At 60.8% G+C, this 21,218-nt stretch carries 21 protein-coding genes; 11 read left to right on the plus strand and 10 right to left on the minus strand.

All coding sequences use genetic code 11. The annotated features are described in order from the left end of the window. Positions 1-74 precede the first annotated feature (74 nt). From cobU to HX873_RS01110, 7 genes are all read left to right on the plus strand, one after another. Positions 75-596, plus strand: coding sequence for a bifunctional adenosylcobinamide kinase/adenosylcobinamide-phosphate guanylyltransferase (cobU, locus tag HX873_RS01080; protein WP_102368348.1), 522 nt, complete (start codon positions 75-77; stop codon positions 594-596). Then, positions 593-1,648: a nicotinate-nucleotide--dimethylbenzimidazole phosphoribosyltransferase gene (gene cobT, locus HX873_RS01085; protein ID WP_177122265.1), complete on the plus strand. Its 1,056-nt coding sequence runs from the start codon at positions 593-595 to the stop codon at positions 1,646-1,648. Before cobU ends, cobT begins: the two co-directional genes overlap by 4 nt. After that, a complete protein-coding gene (cobC, locus tag HX873_RS01090; protein ID WP_102368349.1) occupies positions 1,645-2,220 on the plus strand; it encodes an alpha-ribazole phosphatase family protein in 576 nt (191 codons plus the stop codon). Before cobT ends, cobC begins: the two co-directional genes overlap by 4 nt. 2 nt (positions 2,221-2,222) lie before the next feature. After that, the gene (locus tag HX873_RS01095; RefSeq protein ID WP_003214923.1) at positions 2,223-2,951 is read left to right on the plus strand and encodes an adenosylcobinamide-GDP ribazoletransferase; all 729 of its coding nucleotides are present in this window, start codon (positions 2,223-2,225) and stop codon (positions 2,949-2,951) included. A gap of 42 nt (positions 2,952-2,993) precedes the next feature. After that, positions 2,994-3,398: a MarR family winged helix-turn-helix transcriptional regulator gene (locus HX873_RS01100; RefSeq protein ID WP_003214925.1), complete on the plus strand. Its 405-nt coding sequence runs from the start codon at positions 2,994-2,996 to the stop codon at positions 3,396-3,398. A gap of 62 nt (positions 3,399-3,460) precedes the next feature. Beyond that, positions 3,461-4,660, plus strand: coding sequence for an MFS transporter (locus tag HX873_RS01105; protein WP_177008978.1), 1,200 nt, complete (start codon positions 3,461-3,463; stop codon positions 4,658-4,660). Between the two features lie 150 nt (positions 4,661-4,810). After that, a complete protein-coding gene (locus HX873_RS01110) occupies positions 4,811-5,362 on the plus strand; it encodes a glutathione peroxidase (protein ID WP_177015439.1) in 552 nt (183 codons plus the stop codon). Between the two features lie 65 nt (positions 5,363-5,427). Here the strand turns inward: HX873_RS01110 and HX873_RS01115 are convergent, their stop codons facing one another. The 3 genes from HX873_RS01115 to HX873_RS01125 all read right to left on the minus strand — a co-directional run bounded on the left by HX873_RS01115 (position 5,428) and on the right by HX873_RS01125 (position 7,821). Then, entirely contained in the window at positions 5,428-6,702 is a 1,275-nt protein-coding gene (locus HX873_RS01115; RefSeq protein ID WP_177122266.1) for an OmpP1/FadL family transporter, read from the minus strand. Positions 6,703-6,848: 146 nt separating this feature from the next. Beyond that, positions 6,849-7,331, minus strand: coding sequence for a hypothetical protein (locus HX873_RS01120; RefSeq protein WP_087695206.1), 483 nt, complete (start codon positions 7,329-7,331; stop codon positions 6,849-6,851). 265 nt (positions 7,332-7,596) lie between these two features. Beyond that, positions 7,597-7,821 (minus strand): hypothetical protein, encoded by a 225-nt coding sequence (locus HX873_RS01125; RefSeq protein WP_003214941.1) that lies wholly within the window; start codon positions 7,819-7,821, stop codon positions 7,597-7,599. An 846-nt stretch (positions 7,822-8,667) separates the two neighbouring features. On the opposite strand from HX873_RS01125, the gene HX873_RS01130 reads away from it, so the two are divergent. Together HX873_RS01130 and rmuC are read left to right on the plus strand one after the other, a co-directional pair. Beyond that, the gene (locus HX873_RS01130; protein ID WP_023659092.1) at positions 8,668-8,991 is read left to right on the plus strand and encodes a sel1 repeat family protein; all 324 of its coding nucleotides are present in this window, start codon (positions 8,668-8,670) and stop codon (positions 8,989-8,991) included. A 175-nt stretch (positions 8,992-9,166) separates the two neighbouring features. Then, positions 9,167-10,531, plus strand: coding sequence for a DNA recombination protein RmuC (gene rmuC / locus HX873_RS01135; RefSeq protein WP_173406092.1), 1,365 nt, complete (start codon positions 9,167-9,169; stop codon positions 10,529-10,531). A 102-nt stretch (positions 10,532-10,633) separates the two neighbouring features. Here rmuC and HX873_RS01140 read toward each other — a convergent pair whose 3' ends face one another. Beyond that, on the minus strand, positions 10,634-14,104 hold the full coding sequence (locus tag HX873_RS01140; RefSeq protein WP_102368351.1) for a PAS domain-containing hybrid sensor histidine kinase/response regulator: 3,471 nt from the start codon (positions 14,102-14,104) through the stop codon (positions 10,634-10,636). Positions 14,105-14,224: 120 nt separating this feature from the next. Beyond that, positions 14,225-14,971 carry a 3-oxoacyl-ACP reductase family protein gene (locus tag HX873_RS01145; RefSeq protein ID WP_177019643.1) on the minus strand — a complete coding sequence of 249 codons (747 nt, stop codon included), beginning with the start codon at positions 14,969-14,971 and terminating at the stop codon, positions 14,225-14,227. 114 nt (positions 14,972-15,085) lie between these two features. Here HX873_RS01145 and HX873_RS01150 point away from each other — a divergent pair, with 114 nt between their 5' ends. Beyond that, a complete protein-coding gene (locus HX873_RS01150) occupies positions 15,086-16,009 on the plus strand; it encodes a LysR family transcriptional regulator (protein WP_102605104.1) in 924 nt (307 codons plus the stop codon). A 118-nt stretch (positions 16,010-16,127) separates the two neighbouring features. Here the strand turns inward: HX873_RS01150 and HX873_RS01155 are convergent, their stop codons facing one another. From HX873_RS01155 to HX873_RS01165, 3 genes are all read right to left on the minus strand, one after another. After that, positions 16,128-16,856, minus strand: a complete 729-nt coding sequence (locus tag HX873_RS01155; RefSeq protein ID WP_177122267.1) for an aspartate/glutamate racemase family protein — start codon at positions 16,854-16,856, stop codon at positions 16,128-16,130. A 13-nt stretch (positions 16,857-16,869) separates the two neighbouring features. After that, entirely contained in the window at positions 16,870-18,399 is a 1,530-nt protein-coding gene (locus tag HX873_RS01160) for an NCS1 family nucleobase:cation symporter-1 (protein ID WP_008432689.1), read from the minus strand. Between the two features lie 352 nt (positions 18,400-18,751). Further along, the gene (locus HX873_RS01165; protein WP_003214958.1) at positions 18,752-19,486 is read right to left on the minus strand and encodes a phosphoadenylyl-sulfate reductase; all 735 of its coding nucleotides are present in this window, start codon (positions 19,484-19,486) and stop codon (positions 18,752-18,754) included. Positions 19,487-19,638: 152 nt separating this feature from the next. On the opposite strand from HX873_RS01165, the gene thrH reads away from it, so the two are divergent. Beyond that, the gene (thrH, locus tag HX873_RS01170) at positions 19,639-20,256 is read left to right on the plus strand and encodes a bifunctional phosphoserine phosphatase/homoserine phosphotransferase ThrH (RefSeq protein WP_102368354.1); all 618 of its coding nucleotides are present in this window, start codon (positions 19,639-19,641) and stop codon (positions 20,254-20,256) included. 103 nt (positions 20,257-20,359) lie between these two features. Here thrH and HX873_RS01175 read toward each other — a convergent pair whose 3' ends face one another. Further along, positions 20,360-20,716 (minus strand): type II toxin-antitoxin system HigA family antitoxin, encoded by a 357-nt coding sequence (locus tag HX873_RS01175; RefSeq protein ID WP_087695204.1) that lies wholly within the window; start codon positions 20,714-20,716, stop codon positions 20,360-20,362. Continuing rightward, complete coding sequence (locus tag HX873_RS01180) at positions 20,716-21,018, minus strand: type II toxin-antitoxin system HigB family toxin (protein WP_177122276.1); 303 nt, start codon at positions 21,016-21,018, stop codon at positions 20,716-20,718. Before HX873_RS01180 ends, HX873_RS01175 begins: the two co-directional genes overlap by 1 nt. Positions 21,019-21,218: the final 200 nt, after the last annotated feature.

Genomic DNA, 21,218 nt, shown 5'->3' on the forward strand with positions numbered 1-21,218 from the left:
TGTAAGAGCGGAACCAATAGATGCCGTTACCGAAATAACGGATATACACACCGTCAAAAACAGAGGCACACCCCTTGCTCCAGTTGATCCTCGGCGGCGCCCGCTCCGGCAAAAGCCGCCTGGCTGAAAAACTCGCCACCGACAGCGGCCTAAGCGTCACCTACATAGCGACCAGCCAACCCCTGGACGGCGAAATGACCGCACGCGTCGCCCACCACCGCGAGCGGCGCCCGACCGAATGGGGCCTGATCGAAGAGCCCATCGAACTGGCCCGTGTCCTCAAGGAAAACGCCACCCCGAACCATTGCCTGCTGGTTGACTGCCTGACCCTATGGCTCACCAACCTGCTGATGCTCGAAGACCCCGACCGTCTCAAAGAAGAGCGTGAGGCCTTGCTCCAAACCCTGGCCACCCTCCCAGGAGAAATCATTTTTGTCAGCAACGAGACCGGAATGGGTGTCGTCCCGCTGGGCGAATTGACTCGCCGCTATGTCGATGAAGCCGGTTGGCTGCATCAAGCCTTGGCCGAACGTTGTCAGCGCGTTGTCCTGACCGTCGCCGGCCTGCCCCTGACTTTGAAAGGTACTGCGTTATGACCGACACCTGGTGGCTCAACCCCTGCAAGGCGATCGACCCCCAAGCCCACGAACAAGCCCTGGCCCGCCAGCAGCAACTGACCAAGCCCGCCGGCTCCCTCGGCCGGCTGGAAGCCGTGGCCGTCCAACTGGCCGGCCTCCAGGGCCAGGTCAAACCCAGCGTCGACCACCTGTGGATCGCGATCTTCGCCGGCGACCACGGCGTCGTCGCCGAAGGTGTCTCCGCCTTCCCCCAGGAAGTCACCGGCCAGATGCTTCACAACTTCGTCACCGGTGGCGCCGCCATCAGCGTGCTTGCGCGCCAACTCGACGCCAAGCTGGAAGTGGTCGACCTCGGCACCATCACCCCGACGTTGAACCTACCGGGCGTCCGCCACCTGAATATCGGTCTCGGCACCGCCAACTTCGTCAACGGCCCGGCAATGACCGAAGCCCAGGGCCAACTGGCCCTGCAAGCCGGCCGCGACAGCGTGCACCGCGCTATCACCAGCGGTGCGCAACTGTTTATCGGTGGCGAAATGGGCATCGGCAACACCACCGCCGCCAGTGCCCTGGCCTGCGCGCTGCTGGATTGCCAGGTCAGCGACCTGACCGGCCCCGGCACCGGCCTGAACGCCCAGGGTGTCAGCCACAAGGTCGCCGTCATCGAGCGCGCCCTTGCGCTGCACGCCAGCGACCGCGACGACGCACTGAAAACCCTGTTCAACCTCGGCGGCTTTGAAATTGCCGCGCTGGTCGGCGCCTACCTGGCCTGCGCTCAAGAAGGGGTCGTGGTGCTGGTGGACGGTTTTATCTGCACCGTCGCCGCCTTGGTCGCCACGCGCCTGAACCCCGGCTGTCGTGAATGGCTGCTGTTCGGCCACCGCGGTGCCGAGCCCGGCCATCGTCACGTGCTGCAAAGCCTCAACGCCGAGCCTTTGCTGGAACTCGGGCTGCGCCTGGGTGAAGGCAGTGGCGCCGCGCTCGCTGTGCCGTTGCTGCGCCTGGCCTGCGCGCTGCACGGGCAGATGGCGACCTTCGCCGAAGCAGCCGTAGCGGATCGCCCGGCATGACTTTGCGCCTGGACCTGCTGCGCCACGGCGAAACCGAACTGGGCGGCGGCTTGCGCGGCAGCCTGGACGATGCGCTCACGGCCAAGGGCTGGGAGCAGATGCGTGAGGCGGTGGTGGCGCAGGGCCCTTGGGAGCGTCTGGTCAGTTCGCCGCTGCAACGTTGTGCGCGGTTTGCCGAGGAGTTGGGCACGCGCCTGAACCTGCCGGTCACCCTCGAAAAGGATCTGCAGGAACTGCACTTCGGCGCCTGGGAAGGGCAGAGCGCTGCAGCCTTGATGGAAACCGACGCCGACGCGCTGGGCCTGTTCTGGGCTGATCCCTACAGTTTCACGCCGCCGCAGGGCGAGCCGGTTTCACAGTTTTCCGCGCGTGTTTTGGGGGCTGTCGGCCGCTTGTATCAAGCTTATGCCGGCCAGCGAGTGCTGCTGATCAGCCATGGTGGAGTCATGCGTTTGCTGCTGGCCCAGGCGCGAGGCCTGCCGCGTGAGCAACTGTTGAATGTCGAAGTCGGCCATGGTGGCCTGTTCAGCCTGCAGGTCGAGGCGGATGGCGTATTAAGGGAAGGACGCTGAGCATGTTGCCGTTCTGGATCGCCTTGCAGTTTCTCAGCAGCCTGCCGATTCGCTTGCCGGGCATGCCGCAACCCCAGGAACTGGGGCGTTCGTTGCTGTTTTATCCGGTGGTGGGGCTGCTGTTCGGGCTACTGCTGTGGGGCTTGAACGCCGTGTTGATGGGCGCGCCATTGCTGCTGCACGCCGCGCTGCTGTTGACCGCGTGGGTGTTGCTCAGTGGCGGCCTGCATCTGGACGGCCTGGCCGACAGCGCCGACGCCTGGCTCGGTGGCTTCGGTGACCGCGAGCGCACCCTGACCATCATGAAAGACCCGCGCAGCGGCCCGATCGCGGTGGTCACCCTGGGCCTGGTGTTGCTGCTCAAATTCACCGCGCTGGTGGCATTGATCGAGCAGCACAACGGCGCCGCGCTGATCCTCGCACCGTTGATTGGCCGCGCTTCGATGCTGGCGCTGTTTCTCACCACGCGCTATGTGCGCGCCGGTGGTCTGGGGCAGGCCCTGGCGGATCATTTGCCACGGATCGTCGGCCAACAGGTGCTGATCCTCAGTGGTCTGGCGTGTATCTTGATCGGCGGTTTCAGTGGCGGGATTGCCGTGCTGGTGGCTGCCCTTTGTTTTATCGGCTTGCGCCAATTGATGGTCAATCGCCTCGGCGGCACCACCGGCGACACCGCCGGCGCGCTGTTGGAGCTGCTGGAAGTGGCGGTGTTGATCAGTCTGGTGCTGTAACACTTTCTTGCATTTCATTAATCCCGGGTATATACACGCTCCATGCTTGCCTCCCAATGTTTATGCACAAACCTGCGTCGCGCCGCTCGTGGCGTCAGCAGGCATTACGACGGCGCTCTCGACGGCTTCGGGATCAACGTTGCCCAGTATTCTTTGCTGTGTAATCTGCAGCGCCTCGATCAACCGAGCATTTCCAGCCTGGCCGACGCCATGGGCCTGGATCGCAGCACACTGGGGCGCAACCTGCGGGTGCTGGAAGGCGAGGGCCTGGTGCAGTTGGTGGAGGGCGATGACTTGCGCAACCGCCTGGTCTTGCTGACCGAGGCGGGTATCGAACGGCTCGCCGCCGCATTGCCGGCCTGGGAAGCGGCGCAGCAGAAATTGATTGATAAGTTGGGCGCCGAAAAGCGCGAAACCCTGTTGGCCTTGCTGGATGAACTCGCTTGACGCGAGTTTGTTCGATGATAAGCGGGTATATACCCGCGAACGGAGAATAAGAAATGACCTCGATGTGGCGCACCAGCGGCTGGATTCTTGTGGGGAGTGCGCTGATCCTCGCGTTGTCCCTCGGCGTGCGACATGGCTTCGGCCTGTTCCTGGCGCCCATGAGTGCCGAATTCGGCTGGGGCCGTGAAACCTTTGCCTTTGCCATCGCCCTGCAAAACCTGATCTGGGGCCTGGCACAGCCATTTACCGGCGCCCTGGCCGACCGCTTCGGCGCCGCCAAGGTGGTGATGATCGGTGGTGTGCTTTACGCGCTGGGCCTGGTGTTCATGGGCCTTTCGGATTCGGCGTGGTCGCTGTCCCTGAGTGCCGGGTTGCTGATCGGCATTGGCCTGTCGGGCACCTCGTTCTCGGTGATCCTCGGCGTCGTGGGGCGTGCCGTGGCGCCGGAAAAACGCAGCATGGCCATGGGTATCGCCAGCGCCGCCGGCTCGTTCGGCCAGTTCGCCATGTTGCCGGGCACCCTCGGTTTGATCGGCTGGCTTGGCTGGTCCGCCGCGTTGCTGGTGCTGGGCCTGATGGTGGCGCTGATCGTGCCGTTGGTGACCATGCTCAAGGATCGACCGTTGCCTGCGGTGGCTGGCCAGCAGACCTTGCGCGAAGCCTTGGGTGAGGCCTGCTCCCATTCAGGGTTCTGGCTGCTGGCGTTCGGCTTTTTTGTCTGCGGTTTCCAGGTGGTGTTTATCGGCGTGCACTTGCCGTCGTACCTGGTGGACCAGCACTTGCCGGCCTCGGTGGGGACGACCGTGCTGGCATTGATCGGCCTGTTCAATATCTTTGGCACCTATACCGCCGGATGGCTCGGCGGGCGCATGTCCAAACCCCGTTTGTTGACCGGTTTGTACCTGCTGCGGGCGGTGGTGATTGTGATCTTCCTGTGGGCGCCGGTGACGCAGACCAGCGCCTACCTGTTCGGCATGGCGATGGGCTTCCTGTGGCTGTCCACGGTGCCACTGACCAACGGCACGGTCGCGACCTTGTTTGGTGTCAGAAACCTTTCCATGCTAGGTGGGATCGTGTTCCTGTTCCATCAACTGGGCTCGTTCCTCGGCGGCTGGTTGGGCGGGGTGGTCTATGATCGAACCGGCAGCTACGATTTGATCTGGCAGGTGGCAATCGTCCTGAGCCTGGTGGCAGCGGCGCTGAACTGGCCGGTGCGCGAGCGCCCGGTGGCACGTTTGCAGGCGAAAATGGGGGTGGCATGAATTCGACCTGGCATTGGCTCGGCGCAGCAGGAGCAGGACTCTTGCTGCTGCTGGCGTGGTGGGGCTGGCAACAGGGCGGCCTGGCATTGATGCAGTTGGGCATGGCGATCTGTTAAGTTCTGTGTCTGAGACTTTTCAAGGACACCTCACATGCAGATGCGCTGGTTCGCAGTACCCGCTCTGATGGTGGCTTTTGGCGGTGTCGCCATGGCTGCCGATTGCCCGCCGTTGCTTGAAGGCCAGTTGCCCAAGCTGCGCGCCAAGGAATCCATCGACCTGTGCCAGCGCTTTGCCGGCAAGCCGCTGCTGATCGTCAACACCGCCAGCTTCTGCGGGTTTGCGCCGCAGTTCAAAGGGCTTGAAGCGTTGTACCAGCGCTACAAGGGCCAGGGGCTGGAAGTGATTGGCGTGCCGTCCGATGACTTCAAGCAGGAAGCCAAGACCGGGGAGGAAACTGCCAAGGTTTGTTACGTTAATTACGGCGTGACCTTCACCATGACCGAACCACAGAAGGTCAAGGGCCCGGACGCGGTGCATCTGTTCAAGATCCTGGCGCAGCAGAGCAGTGCGCCGAAGTGGAATTTCTACAAGTACGTGGTGGACCGCCAGGGCAAGGTGATCGCCAACTTCTCCAGCCTGACCAAGCCGGATAGCCCGGACCTGATCAAGGCGGTGGAAGAGGCGCTGGCTTCGAAACCCTGATGGGCACCCACTAAAAAGCCCCGCCTCTTTTGCAAGAGTGCGGGGCTTTTTTGTGCCGCTTTACATCAGAACTTGTACGTCACGCCCAGGCCGAAACCGTTGGCGCTGTTTTCGTACTTGGCGCTGTAGGAACCCAGTGCATTGGACTTGTTGACTTTGACCGGCTCTTCCTTGAGGTAGGAATAAGCCAGGTCGACAGTCATGTTATCCATCACCGCATAACCCAGGCCCACACTGAAGATGGTCCGGTCGCCAGTAGGAATACGTGGGGAACGGTCAGTGTTGTTGGTTGGCGACTGGTCGAAAGTCAGGCCGGTACGCAGTACCACTTGCTTGGTGACCTGGTACGAAGTACCAAGGGCGTAGGCCCAGGTGTCGTGCCAGTTCTGAGGTTCAGTGATAGTGCCGATGACCGACGGTGCGAGGAAGCCGTTGGCGCCCGTTACACCCTGGTTCTTGACAGTGATGTCTTTCAGGCGGCTCCAGCGGGTCCAGGTCGCACCGCCATAGAGTTTCCAGGCGTCAGTCAGGTCCTGGGTTACCGACAGGTCGTAAGATTCTGGCGTGTCGATGCTCAGCGAGGCGTCGTAGCGGCCACTGCCAATGGCACCGGCAGTCGGGGCAGGCGCTGTCACCTCGGTGTGGCCGTCAAGCTTGTAGCTGACCTTGGAGTGGTAGGTCAGGCCGACGCGCGTGGTATCGGTGGCCTGTACCAGTACGCCGACGTTGAAACCAATGGCGGTATCGTCGCCCTTGATCGTGACGTTGGTCGAAGGCACGGCAGGGTTCAGGGTCAGTTCGGACTCCAGCTTGCCGGAGATCCGGTTGATGGTAGGACCGAAACCGATGGAAACCCGGTCGTTGAATGCGTAGCTGACCGTTGGCTGCAGAGTGATTACAGATACTTTGCTGTAGCTGCCGAACCCGCTGCCCTGGAAGCCGCGTTCATAATCAGTCACCAGGCCGAACGGTGCGTAAACACCAAAGCCGACAGCCCACTGATCGTTGAGTTTGTTGGTGTAGAAGCCGAACGGTACGCCGGTGAAGGGCACCATGTCGCCTTTGTTGGTGCCCCTGGAACGGCCGCCGGCATCTTTGATGTCGGTCGAGGCATCGATGGCTGCAACACCACCCGTGATTTGCTGGCCTTCAAGGCGAGCCATACCGGCAGGGTTGCCATAAACAGTGCTTGCGTTATCGGCAGATGAAGAACGTCCCGCAAAACCGGTACCCATCCCGGCAACGTCTTGTTCGTTGAGGGCGAAGCCGCTCGCGAACACTTGGGAGGATGCCATTGCAACGGCGAGGCTAAGTGTCGTCTTGAGCATTACTTTTTTCATTATTAGAACTCCGTGGTGATCACCGCTGCGGAAAGTAACAATAAATTTATGTTTGCGCTATAGGCTCAAACACAGGAGATAGAGCGGTTTTGTAGGACAATCCGACCAAAATCAACGTTTTTAGCCGAATCTTGCAAATCGCCCGGTCAACAGGCGACGTGATTCATGGGTGAAACACAGGTTTGCCAGGCCTGGGTGAAATCCCGGAGCCGGCCTTGAGGGTGAAATATTTCTTTCCAGATACGTGCCATCGCCAATACGTCGTCGGCCGGTGGCAGGTTTGGGCGGTGTTGTTCCACCAGCAGCCAGGCGATGGCGGTGGCGTAACGCAGGTTGACCGTCAGCTCAAGCTGCGGCCCGCTGAGGAAGGCATGCTGGCTGGCGAGTCCGCGTACCAGGCTGGCGCGCTCGGGGTCCAGCGCCAGATAGTTATCCCACAGCGCGCGATGGCGCGGCTCGGTGATGCTGTAGAGGCCATGGCCGCGGCGGTCGTGCAGGGCTGAGCCGAGCGCCGACTGGCTGGCGGCGATGCCCAGCAGCAGGGATTCAGCCGTCTGGTTATGGCGACCCAGGTAAAGCAGGGTGGGCCGGATCACATAACGACACAATTCGCTGGCGGCGATGCCCATAAATGCCTCAATCCATGAAATTAATCGGCGATACCTGAGCGAGGGCTTGGCAGCGGTGAATCGGATCTCAGGTCCGCCGGAAGCGGATCATGCCGCTTGAGTTGAAGTGTAGTGTCATATTTACGATGTAAAGGACTGTTTTTAAAATATTTTCATCATTTAGTTATATCGTTTATATCAATTTAAACTTAGCGCGCCTGAATTTCAGGCAATAAAAAACCCCGGGTTTTAACCGGGGTTTTTGTGTTTCAGCGATTCGGGTCGATCAGGCAACAAGTGCCTGGCGAGTACGATCGATCACGGCCTGCAGCGGTTCTGCGCTGGAGTATTGATCGGGGTACAGGCGTTCGCTGTGACGAGCGATGCCGTGTTCGTTGACCAGGGTAAAGCTGAAGCAGCCTTTGCGAGCGGCCATGATCAGGCAGTTCATTGGTGCAAAAGCGTTGGTGAGGGTGCGAATGGCATCCTGAGTGTGGATTTGAGTGGACATATTATTGGTGTTCCTACAAATGACACGGTTAAGAACCGTGCAACGTTAAAACGTTCCAGTGACGTTGATCACCATTGATCGAACGAAGAACCCGACTGGAACAAAGCAGCCAGTTTGAAGCGCTATTAAGTTGGCGCGCTTGGGCTGGCAGGTAGGTACTTAGGAGGGCAGGCAACACAACAGGGGCAAAGGTTCTGGGCCCGGGGTGAAGATCCTGATCAATTTGCAGGTTGGTTCTTTCAGAGTATGGAAACTTCGCGACACCCTTTGCATTGTTCAAAGGCCGTGTCGTCGCAAGTGATACCTGGAAACCATCGAGGTGGTCGATCCCTTTTTGTCGGCGGTGCCGTGAGGGAGTTGTTCGACCAGAATTGACTTTCAGCTTGGTACTAACGCCGCGGATAGTAACGGATTGAAACGATGAAAGGAAGTGTGCTAGGCAAAAAACTTTTCGTGCCCTGGGCCTGCGGTAACATTCCTCAGCCGCTGTCTGAGCAAAAAACCCGGTTGATATAACCGGCAAGTGGGTAGTTGTGCACATTGGTGGCGCCCTGTGTAACTGAACTGACATACGCCCCGCAAAGCGCCCGGGTGCCTGCAACTAAAATTTAAGTCAATGAAAAATCGAGCTTTTTTTTATTGGTGAAAAAATCGTCAGTTTGACTGCGGCCCCCGTTCCATGGGCCTTTGCGGGACTTACAAAACGGTTGTCCACTGAGTTATCCACAGCTTCTGTGGATTGTCCCAAGCGCTTGCTCTAGAACGGGCGTGCAGGCTTTTTTCAGCTTTACCTGTACGAAAAAAAGAGTAGAGTGGCGCGCCTTCCGTTCTGTCCCACAGTGCTTTATGAAGTTTCGCTCAGTATCACCTTCTGTTACCGACAGCCCTCAGGTTGTTACCGCACCCAAGCGTTTTTCCCTGAAAGTTGCCTTGTGGTTGCTCGACAGCCCGCGCCTGGGCCACAGCCCCAACGTCAAACATTTTGCAGGGCATTTGCTCAAGCAACCGGCTCGTGCTGGCGTGGTGGTGGCGCAAAGCCGTCTGGGCCAGTTGATGTGCCGCGAGTGCGGCAATGCCCGCGACCGCCGTATCGGCCACGAACTGCTGCGCCAGGCCGCCCGCGCCGGTGACCGCATCGCCCAGCGTGAACTGGGCCAGATCGAAGACTGAGCTGTCCTCAATGCGCTGGCTTGGTTAACCTTCTTCTTTTCGGGTGACGGCAGGAATCGCTATGGCTTTTGACTGGACCAGTGTTGTGCTGGGTCTCGCCGCTGCTGGGTTGCCGCTGTTGGGGCTGTGCTGGCAGATTCAGCGCCGACTGAGCGCGCGAATGGCCGGCTGGGAATTGCTCGAAGAGCGCCTGGCCACCGCACAACTGGCCCAGGAAGGGCTCGCCGCGCAGTTGGACGCCAGCCGTGACGAAATCAGCGACCTGAGCCAGGCCAACGCTGCCAAACAGGCTGATTTGGCCGCCGTGCGCCGGGAAGTCGAACTGCTGCAGATCGACCGTGACAACGCCCGCGACGCCGCCCACGCCTGGAACCTCGACCGTTCCGCCAAGGAAACCGAACTGCGCCGCCTGGATGCCTTGTCCGCGTCCCTGCGCGCCGAATTGCGCGAGCAACAGGAAAGCCATCAGCAACGCCTCAGCGACCTGCAAGGTTCCCGTGATGAGCTGCGCGCGCAGTTCGCTGAACTCGCCGGGAAGATCTTCGACGAGCGCGAGCAACGCTTCGCCGAAACCAGCCAGCAGCGCCTCGGCCAATTGCTCGACCCGCTCAAGGAGCGCATCCAGTCGTTCGAAAAGCGCGTCGAAGAAAGCTACCAGAGCGAAGCCCGCGAGCGGTTTTCCCTGGCCAAGGAGCTGGAGCGCCTGCAACAGCTGAACCTGCGCCTGTCCGATGAAGCCACCAACCTGACCCGCGCCCTCAAGGGCCAGAAAACCCAGGGCAACTGGGGCGAGTTGATCCTGGAGCGGGTGCTGGAACATGCCGGTCTGGAAAAGGGCCGCGAGTACCAGACCCAGGTCAACCTCAAAGGCCCGGACGGCGAACGCTTCCAGCCCGACGTGTTGATCATGCTGCCGGGGGACAAGCAGGTAGTGGTGGACTCCAAGGTCAGCCTGACCGCCTATCAACAGTACGTCGCCGAGGACGACCAGGCGATCGGCCAGGCAGCCCTCAAGCAGCACGTACTGTCCTTGCGCAACCACGTCAAAGGCCTGGCCGGCAAGGACTACAAACGTCTGGAAGGCCTGCACAGCCTGGATTTCGTGCTGCTGTTCGTGCCCATTGAAGCCGCATTTTCGGCGGCGCTTCAAGCCGAGCCGAACCTGTTCCAGGAAGCCTTCGACCGCAACATCGTGATCGTCAGCCCGACCACGCTGTTGGCCACCTTGCGGGTGATCGACAGCCTGTGGAAACAGGAACGGCAAAGCCAGAACGCCCGGGAAATTGCCGAGCGCGCCGGTTGGCTGTACGACAAGTTCGTGCTGTTTATCCAGGACCTGGACGAGGTAGGCAACCGCCTGCAGCAGTTGGACAAAGCCTACAGCGCAGCGCGCAACAAGCTGACCGACGGACGCGGAAACCTGGTGAGCCGTACCGAGCAACTGAAGCTGCTCGGCGCCCGCGCCAGCAAAAGCCTGCCGGCCGACCTGCTGGAACGGGCGATGACCGATGAAGACGGCGTGGCGCAGTTGCCAGAATAGTCACCGGTCTCTGTGGGAGCTGGCTTGCCTGCGATGCAGGCGCCTCGTTCCTCCAGATACACCGAGGCGATGCCATCGCAGGCAAGCCAGCTCCCACATGGGCTAAAGCGGCAGGTGCCGGCTCAACAAGGCCCGCAACGCCGCCGGCTTCACCGGCTTGGCCAGGTAATCCAACCCTGCCGCATGCACCTGGGCCACCATCTCCGGCCGCCCGTCGGCACTGATCACCACACCCGGAATCGGCTCTGCCAGTTGTGCCCGCAGCCAGCCCATCAACTCGGTGCCGGTCTCGCCGTGGTCGAGGTGGTAATCCACCAGGGCCAGTTGCGGCCGCACACCCTCGGCCAGCAACGCGGCACATTGCGCCTGGTCGCGGGCGGTCCAGACTTCACAGCCCCAGCGCGTGAGCAAACTGCGCATGCCGATCAGGATGCTTTCTTCGTTATCCACACACAGCACCTGTGCACCGCTCAACGGCTGGCCGCTTTCCTGCGCCGGCTTGGCAGGCGCGCTGACCTGAGTGCGCGCCAACGGCACACGCACGCTGAACACGCTGCCCTTGCCCGGCCATGAACGCACGCTCAAGCGGTGCCCGAGCACGCGGCACAGGCCATCGGCAATCGCCAGGCCCAGTCCCAGGCCTTTCTCGGCACGGGTCTGGTGACTGTCCAGGCGTTTGAATTCCTCGAAGATGACTTTTTGCTTGTCCTGGGGAATCCCGGGACCACGGTCCCATACTTCCAGGCACAACTCGCCGCGACGGCGCCGCGCACCCAATAGCACCGGCCCGTCGGCGTACCGGAATGCGTTGGTGAGGAAATTCTGCAACACCCGCCGCAGCAACTTGATGTCGCTGTCGACCCGCAAACGGCTGCCCCGCAGGCGGAAGCGCAAACCCTGCTCCTGAGCCAGAGCCTTGAACTCGGCGCCTAGCGTATCGAACAGTTCATTGAGCACGAAGGGCTGGCGCTGCGGATTGATCTTGCCGTTTTCCAGGCGGGAAATATCCAGCAGGTCGCTGATCAGGTCTTCTGCCGAACGCAACGAGCTGTCCAGATGCTGCACCAACTGCCGGGCGTCCGGCGACATGCCGTCGTTCTGGTGGGAGAGGGCGGCAGAGAACAGCCTTGCGGCGTTCAACGGTTGCATCAAGTCGTGACTGACCGCTGCGAGGAACCGGGTTTTCGACTGGCTGGCGGTCTCGGCCACGCCCTTGGCATCGGTCAGCGCGACGTTGAGTTGCGACAGTTCGTGGGTTCGCTCGGTCACCCGCTGTTCCAGGCCTTCATTGGCCTCGGTCAACGCCTGCTCGGCTTCGCGGAACGCGGTGATGTCGGTGAAGCTCATCACAAACCCGCCACCCGGCATCGGGTTGCCGATCAGTTCGATCACCCGACCATTGGGAAACAGCCGCTCGGAGGTATGCGCACGGCCCTGGCGCATCCAGTGCAGGCGGCGCGCCACGTGCACTTCGGCCTCGCCCGGGCCGCACAGCCCGCGCTCGGCGTTGTAGCGAATGATGTCGGCTATCGGCCGGCCCACACTGATCAGGCCTTCGGGGTAATTGAACAGCTCCAGGTACCGCCGGTTCCACGCCACCAGCCGCAGGGACTGGTCGACCACGCTGATGCCCTGGGTGATGTTTTCGATGGCGCCTTGCAGCAGTGCCCGGTTGAACTGCAGTACTTCCGACGCTTCGTCGGCGATGCGAACTACGTCCTCCAACTGCATTTCCCTGCCTTCAATGGCGGCTTTCACCACTGCGCGGGTCGATGAAGCCCCGAGCACACCAGCCAACAGGCGTTCGGTGTGGGCAATCCAGTCATTGTCGGCGTTCTGGTTGGGGTTGAAACCTTTGCCTTGCCGGTAGGCGAAGCGCACAAAACTCTGGTGCGCCCGTTCTTCACCGACAAACCGCGCTGCCAGGCTGAGCAAGTCGTTGATCTGCACCGAAAGCATCGAGCGAGCGCTGGCCCGCTGGCTGATTTCCTGGCCGATAAAACGCCCGGCCTGCCAATGCTCCGACACCCGCGTGCGGGACAACATCGAGACCCACACGAACAACGTGAAGTTGCCCGCGAGGGAAAATACGGTGCCCAGCGTCAGAGAAGTTACCGACAAGCCCAGCGGATGCGAATGCAGCCACGTCATGCCCGGGAAAAGGCTGAACGACCAGCCCAGACTTTTCGCGGTGACCGGCAGGACCAAGGTGTAGAACCACAGGAACGTACCCGCCGCCAATCCGGCAAACACGCCGCGCCGGTTGGCCTGTTTCCAGTACAGCGCACCCAGCATCGCCGGTGCCAGTTGGGTCACGGCGGCGAACGCAATCTGGCCAATGGTTGCAAGGCTGGCGGAGGACCCCAGCAGCCGGTAACTGACGTAAGCCAGCAGCAGGATGATGACAATGCTCACCCGGCGTACCGACAGCATCCAGTGACGGAACACTTCGAACGGCCGCTCGGCACTGGAACGGCGCAGCAGCCAGGGCAGCAACATGTCGTTGGAGACCATGGTCGACAGGGCGATGCTCGCGACGATCACCATGCCCGTAGCCGCCGAAGCGCCGCCGATAAACGCCAGCACCGCGAGCGCCGGGTGGGCTTCGGCCAACGGCAGGCTGATCACGTAGGAATCCGGCAATACCGAACCCGGCAGCAGCATCTTCCCGCCGAGGGCAATCGGGATCACAAACAGGGCGGCCAGGATCAGATAGGCCGGGAATACCCACTTGGCCAGGCGCAGGTCCTGGGGGTCGATATTTTCCACCACGGTGACATGGAATTGCCGGGGCAGGCAGATGATCGCCATCATCGCGACGCCGGTCTGCACCACCATCGAGGGCCAGTTGACGGTCTCTTTCCAGTATTCCTCCAGCCGTGGCGCGAGCATCGCCTGGCTGAACAAATCGTCGAAACCGTCGTACAGGCCGTAGGTCACAAACGCACCGACGGCGAGAAACGCGAACAGCTTGACCAACGATTCAAAGGCAATCGCCAGCACCATGCCGCGGTGGTGTTCCGTGGCGTCCAGGTTGCGGGTACCGAACACAATGGTGAACAACGCCAATACCAGCGACACGATCAGCGCCGTGTCCTGGGAGCGGGTGCCCGTGGTGTCGGCGCTGGCGCCGATCAGCAGGTTCACCCCCAGCACGATGCCTTTGAGTTGCAAGGCTATATAAGGCAGGACGCCCACCAGGCAGATCAGCGCCACCACCACCGCGAGGGATTGGGATTTGCCGTAACGGGCGGCGATAAAGTCGGCGATGGAGGTGATGTTTTCCTGCTTGCTGATCAGCACCATCTTCTGCAGGACCCACGGCGCGAGCACCAACAGCAGCACCGGTCCCAGGTAGATCGGTAAAAACGCCCACAACTGTTCGGCTGCCTGGCCTACGGCACCAAAGAATGTCCAACTGGTGCAATACACCGCCAGCGACAGGCTATACACCCAGGCACGCATCCGCGGCGGCAGCGGCGCATGGCGACGGTCACCGTAAAAGGCGATGGCAAACATAATGGCCATATAGGCCAGGGCAACGGCGGCGATCAGCCCGCTGGACAGCGTCATGAGAACTCCAGACATAAGAACGCCCGGGCATTCCCGGCCCGGGCGAACAGTCTCGCATGATGCTTGGCGTTAGTCAGTGTCGACCAAGGTCGGAGCGTGGTGTGATGTCGCAGCGTTGGTTCAGGCGCCGAAACCACCGTCGATGGTCAGGCTGGCGCCGGTGATGTAGCCGGCCTCAGGGCCTGCCAGATAGGCGACGAAACTGGCGATCTCTTCTACATGGCCATAACGGCCCACGGCCATGAAGCCGATCAGGCTTTCGGCGAAATCACCGCTTGCCGGGTTCATGTCGGTGTCCACCGGGCCTGGCTGCACGTTATTGATGGTGATGCCCCGTGGGCCCAGGTCGCGGGCCAGGCCTTTGGTCAGGCCGACCAGCGCCGATTTGCTCATGGCGTACGGGCCGCCACCGGCAAACGGCATGCGATCGGCATTGGTGCTGCCGATGTTGATGATGCGGCCACCTTCGCCCATGTGCCGCGCGGCTTCCTGGGTGGCGACAAATACGCTGCGTACGTTGATGGCGAGGGTGCGGTCGAAGTCTTCCAGCTTGAAATCTTCCAGCGGGCCGACGGCCAGCACGCCTGCGTTGTTGACCAGGATATCCAGGCGCCCGAACGCTTCGACGGTGGCGTTGACGGCGCTGCGGATGGCGTCTGCGTCGGCGCTGTCGGCATGAATCGCCAGGGCTTTGCCGCCTTGGCTGATCACGCTGTTCTGCAACGCTTCAGCCTTGGCAGCCGAACTGACGTAGGTAAAGGCGACGGCAGCGCCCTGTGCGGCCAGGCGCTTGACGATGGCGGCGCCGATACCGCGGGAACCGCCCTGGATCAAGGCGACTTTGCCGCTGAGGTTTTGTGTGGTCATGTCGTTCTCCAAAAGGTGTGTTGAGGTTGGAGTCGAGTATCGACCTCACCCGGCGCGCCCGGTAGACCGTGATTGCTATAGTCTGTGTAAACCAAAAGTTTAGAGTGGGGCGATATGGAAAGCTTTGGCAGTATCGAATGCTTCGTGCGCAGCGCCGAAGGCGGCAGTTTTGCCGAGGCTGCCCGGCACCTGAGCCTAACCCCGGCGGCCGTGGGCAAAAGTGTGGCCAAGCTGGAGGCGCGCCTGGGTGTAAGGCTGTTCCAGCGCAGTACCCGGCGCCTGACGCTGACTGAGGCCGGCAAGCTCTTCCTCGAAGAAGTCAGCGGCAGCCTCACCACCATTCAAAACGCCGTGGCTAACCTGGCCAGTGCCGAAGGGCGGCCAGTGGGCACGCTGAAAGTGAGCATGGGCACGGTGTTCGGCAACCGTTATGTGGTGCCGTTGCTGGGGGAGTTTCTAAAGCGCTTTCCTGATATCAACCCCGACTGGCATTTTGATAACCGCCAGGTGGACCTGATCGGCCAGGGTTTCGATGCCGCGATCGGCGGTGGTTTTGAGCTGCCCCAGGGCGTGGTCGCGCGCAAGCTGGCGCCGGCGCACCGGATCCTGCTGGCCTCACCGGAATACCTCGCCAAACGCAAGCCGGTAGTCGCGCCCGAGGACTTGTCTGTGTGCAACGGCATCCTGATCCGCTCACCGCAAACCGGGCGCGTGCGTTCGTGGCAACTCACCCACCGCACGCGCGAACAACGCCCGCTGGTGCTCAAGCCGCGCATGACCATGAGCGACTCGGGCGCTGCCTGCTGCGCCAGCGCCCAGGGCCTGGGGATTGCGCTGGTCAGCATGCCGATGGCGGTGCCGTATCTGGACAGCGGGCAACTGGTGCGAGTGCTGCCCGACTGGTACGTCGACGACGGCAACATCTCGCTGTACTACGCCGAACACAAGCTGCTGCCCGGCAAGACCCGGGCGTTTGTGGATTTCATCCTGGAGCAGTTTGTCGAACGCGAGTTGGGGCGGCGGTTCAGCGCCATTTGATCCTTGTGGGGATCAAAGTGTGGGAGCGGGCTTGCTCGCGAAGGCGGTGTGACAGTCACCACATGCATCGACTGATCCACCGCTTTCGCGAGCAAGCCCGCTCCCACCTTTCGGATCTTCAGTGTCCGAACTTTCTGGGCCAGCCGATCACTTTCTTCGGCCTCGGCGTCGCAAACGTGCGGATCTTCGAGGTCGACAGTCCCAACCGCACCAGGCCTTCGGCAATGGTGACCGCCGAGGTCACGCCGTCCACCACCGGCACACCCGTGCGGTAGCGAATCTGCTCATCCAGCCCGGCCATGCCGCCGCAGCCCAGGCAGATCACTTCGGCCTTGTCTTCGCTGATCGCCAATTCAGCCTGGCGCACGATGGCCTCCATGGCCCGCAGCGGGTCTTCCTCCAGTTCCAATACCGCCATGCCGCTGGCCCGTACCGACGCGCACCGCTGATATAAGCCGGCCAGTTTCAGCCGGTCCTCGATCAGCGGCACGGTGCGGTCCAGAGTCGTCACCACGGAGTAGGCATGTCCGAGGAACATCGCGGTGCTGGCGGCCGCTTCGGTGATGTCCACCACCGGCACGTTGAGCAACTCCTGCAAGCCTTCGCGGCCATGTTCGCCGTAGCCCGCCTGGATTACCGCATCGAACGGCTGGTCGTAGGCCATCACCCGGTCCATCACCGCGATGGCCGCCAGGTAGCTTTCGAAATTGCCTTCCACCGATTCGGCACCGAAAAACGGAGTCAGGCCGACGATCTCGGTGCCGGGGGACGCCACCGCCCGTGCCTGTTTGGCGATGGCCTCGGTGATGGACTCGGTGGTGTTGACGTTGACCACAAGGATGCGCATGGAATGTCCTTACTTAATGACTGACGTTATCGACTGCAATGCTTTCGCCGCTCACATCGGCGTAGTACGGCTGGCGCTTGGCGAAGAGCAGGTACAGCAGCCCTGCAATACCGGCGCCAATCAGCCAGGAGAAGGGCGAGACGAGGGCGAAACCGGGCAGCAGGGCCAGGAGAATGGCGATCACCGCGGCAGGAATGAAGGCCGCCACGGCGCGCAAATTGATCCCGCGGCTGTAGTAATAAGCGCCATTCGGGTCTTCGCTATACAGCTGCGGCACGTCCACCTGGCTTTTGCGGATCAACCAGTAGTCGACCATGATCACCCCGTACAACGGCCCCAGCAGTGCGCCCAGCCCTGAGAGGAAATACACGATCACCAGCGGGCTGTTGTAGAGGTTCCACGGCAGGATCAACACCGCCACGGTGGCGCTGATCAGCCCGGCGCGGCGGAAGTTCAGGTACTTGGGCGCCAGGTTGCTCAGCACAAAGGCCGGCGCGACGAAGTTGGCCATGATGTTCACCGCCACGGTCACAATCAGGAACGCCAGGCAGCCCAGCACCAGGAAGAATGTGTTGGGTATCGCCGCAATGATTTCCGTAGGGCTCTCGATCACCCGGCCATTGAGGTGGAACTGCCCGCCGCACAGCAGCACGGTGATGGCCGCGAACACCAGGATATTCACCGGCAGGCCCCAGAAGTTGCCGACCTTGATGGTCTTGCGGCACGGCGAGGAGCGGGCGAAGTCGCAGAAATTCAGGATCAGCGTGCCGTAGATCGCCAGCCACAGCGCGCCGCCGGCAAAGATATTGCGCCACATCTCACCACCGGTCAGCGGCTCGCGGATCGACCAGGCGATCTGGCCGCCGGCCTGGAAATACATCCAGCCGGCCAGGGACGCTACTGTCAGCAGAATCACCGGCCCGGCGAAGGCTTCATAGCGGCGCACCATCTCCATCCCATAGGCGAGGATGGCGAGCTGCACAAACCAGATCGCCACAAAACACGCCCAGCCCAGGGTGGACAGGCCGAGGATCGAGTTGTGGTCGTAGTCGGCAAAACCTGGATGAACCGCTGTCAATAGCACGCGGAAAACCACCGAGGCCAGGTAGGTCTGTATCCCGAACCAGGCAATCGCGATCACCGCACGAATCAGTGCCGGAATCTGCGCACCATGGATGCCAAAACTGATGCGGCTGATCACTGGAAACGGTACGCCGGTCTTCTGCCCCATATAGCCCGACAGGTTCATGAAGAAGTACACCAGCGCCGCGCCGATCCCCAGGGACAGCAGAATCTGCCAGCCACCCAGGCCCAGCGCATACAGGCCGATGGCGAAGGAGTAGTTGGCGATGTTGTGCACATCGTTGGTCCACAAGGCAAAGATGCTGTAGCGGCCCCAGCGCCGGCCTTCGGCCTTGGTGGGTGCCAGGTCCTTGTTGTGCAGGCGCGGGCTGAGGACCAACGGGCCGGGGCTCGTGGCCTCGGGGTTCAGGGTGGAGGAGGGCAGATCCAGTGCGATGTTATTGGAGAGACTTGTACGCATTCCGGCAGGCTCCTGGACATCAGCAGGAGAGCGGCTGATGTCAAAGTGTATGTATCTTTTTTATTAATTGTATACAAAGTGTGTTTTGCCTTAAGCCACATGCGTGCCAGATTTTCGCCGGGTGAAATACACGGCGATTTGGTTTTTAGCGTGATTGGAAATAACAGACTGAATTTAAAGCGATATAAATTGACCGTTTGAACAGCTATTTATTTTGTAGCGCAGAGAGGGGCGGGGATTTTAGAAGAGGTGTGACGAGGGAGGATGTAACTTTTCGGTGCAGGATCTTATAAGTGAACACAAAAATGGCACCGATGGTGACATTTCTGTGTACAGGATTCTGGCTCAGGCGTTACGCCTTGCTGATGATGTTCCCGGCGTGCAACCCGCATTCTTTTTGGGTTGCTTCTTCCCACCACCAACGGCCTTCGCGTTCGTGCTGGTTCGGCAGTACCGGACGGGTGCACGGCTCACAGCCGATGCTGATAAAACCGCGCTCGTGCAGGCTGTTGTACGGCAACTCCAGCATGCGGATGTAACCCCATACTTCCTCACTGGTCATCTGCGCCAGCGGGTTGAACTTGTACAGGGTGCGTTCCGGGGTGGAAAAAGCCGTATCGATTTCCAGCGCGGCCACCTGGCTGCGGGTGCCGGGGCTCTGGTCGCGGCGCTGGCCGGTGGCCCAGGCGCTCACACCGGACAGCTTGCGGCGCAGCGGTTCGATCTTGCGCACGCCACAGCACTCGCCATGGCCGTCCTTGTAGAAACTGAACAGGCCCTTTTCCTTGACGAAGGGTTCCAGCTTGCTCTGGTCCGGCGAGATCAGTTCGATGTCGATCTTGTAGAACTCACGCACCTGCTCGATAAACCGGTAGGTCTCCGGGTGCAGGCGACCGGTGTCGAGGCTGAACACCTTGACGTTCTTGTTCAGCTTCCAGGCCATGTCTACCAGCACCACGTCCTCGGCACCGCTGAAAGAGATCCACAGGTCGTCGCCAAACTGGCTGAAGGCCAGCTTGAGAATGTCCTGGGCGGATTTGTTGGCGTAAGTCGCGGCGAGTTCAGCGACGTCGAAGGCTTGGTTCATCAGGACGGTTCCTACAGGTCAGTGGCGCTGAGCGCTCTATAGGGGGGCGATGGTAACAAAATCCCGCCTGCGTTGCGGCGGCCAGCGTGAATCGCTAGAGTTCGGCAGTCCTTTTGCTCGCTCAACTCAATAACTTTAAATGGGAGTGTCTTGTGGAAATTGCCTGTCTCGACCTGGAAGGGGTGCTGGTTCCGGAAATCTGGATCGCCTTCGCCGAAAAAACCGGTATTGAATCCTTGCGGGCCACCACCCGGGACATCCCCGACTACGACGTGCTGATGAAACAGCGCCTGCGCATTCTTGATGAGCATGGGCTGAAGCTCTCGGACATCCAGGAAGTGATCGCCACCCTCAAGCCGCTGGACGGCGCCATCGAGTTCGTCAACTGGCTGCGCGAGCGCTTCCAGGTGGTGATCCTGTCTGACACCTTCTATGAGTTCTCCCAGCCGCTGATGCGCCAACTGGGTTTCCCGACCTTGCTGTGCCACCGGTTGATCACCGACGAGAGTGACCGGGTGGTGAGCTACCAGCTGCGTCAGAAAGATCCCAAGCGTCAGTCGGTGCTGGCCTTCAAAACCCTGTACTACCGCGTGATTGCCGCTGGTGATTCCTACAACGACACCACCATGCTGGGTGAGGCCGACCGTGGGATTCTGTTCCACGCGCCGGAGAACGTGATTCGCGAGTTCCCGCAGTTCCCGGCGGTGCATACGTTTGAGGACTTGAAGAAAGAGTTCATCAAGGCGTCGAATCGGCAGTTGAGCCTGTAAGTTATTGGGTGTGGCTGATGGAAGCCAGCTCCCACATGTTGACCGCGCTCCCATGTGGGAGCCGGGCTTGCCCGCGATGGGGCCGGTATGGCCACTGCACAGCCTAGACCCCTGCCAGCAAACTCTCATAAGGAATGCGCAAGCCTTCATGCAGGCGTTTGATCATCGACAAGCTCAGCTTGCGCTTATGATTCAACACTTCGGAAACCCGCCCGCTCGGACCTATGAAAGGCTCCAGGTCACGGGCGGTCAGGCCTAGTTGCTCCATTCGAAATTTAATCGCTTCTACGGGATCCGAAGGCGGCATTGGGAAATGCTCCGCTTCGTACTTTTCGATAAGTATCGCGAGAATTTCCAGCTCGTCACCCTCGGGCGAGCCGATTTCCGCTTCCCATAGCTGTTCGACGCGCGCGAGCGCAGCGGTCAGGTCTTCCTGGGAATGAATGGGTTTGATGTTCATCACACGGTCTCCGCATTGATCTGATCGTACTGCGCGTGGGTCCCCACGAAGCGTATGAACGCAAGCTGTCGCTGATAATTGATCGCCATGATCACTCGATACTTGTTGCCGCCTATGTTGAACACAACCCTGCCCCCTTTGAGAATGCTCGCTGTCCTTAGCTCTGCCTTGAGGGCCTGAGGGGTTGGGTAAACAGCTTTTTCCATATGGCGATACAGCTCGACCAGCGGCGTTTTGGCATCCATGCAACCAGCGTGGTTTTCCCAGAATATTCGTAGGCCAGACAGAGCGATTATCCGCATCGCTGCGACCTCCCAATTTGGGAGATAATAGGTGCGGTTGAGGGCAGATGCAATCTCGGAAATCTTTCCTGACAAGTAGGCAGTCGTTTCATGTGATCCTTCACAGACGGCTGGTGGACGGTTGAAACCGGACGCTATCCTCCGGCTTCGACCCCGTCTACTTCGGTACTGATTCAGGTCTTTTCTGCTGCGTGGCTCTA

The organism is Pseudomonas sp. P7758 (assembly GCF_013386485.1).
In the GTDB taxonomy this organism is placed as follows: domain Bacteria; phylum Pseudomonadota; class Gammaproteobacteria; order Pseudomonadales; family Pseudomonadaceae; genus Aquipseudomonas.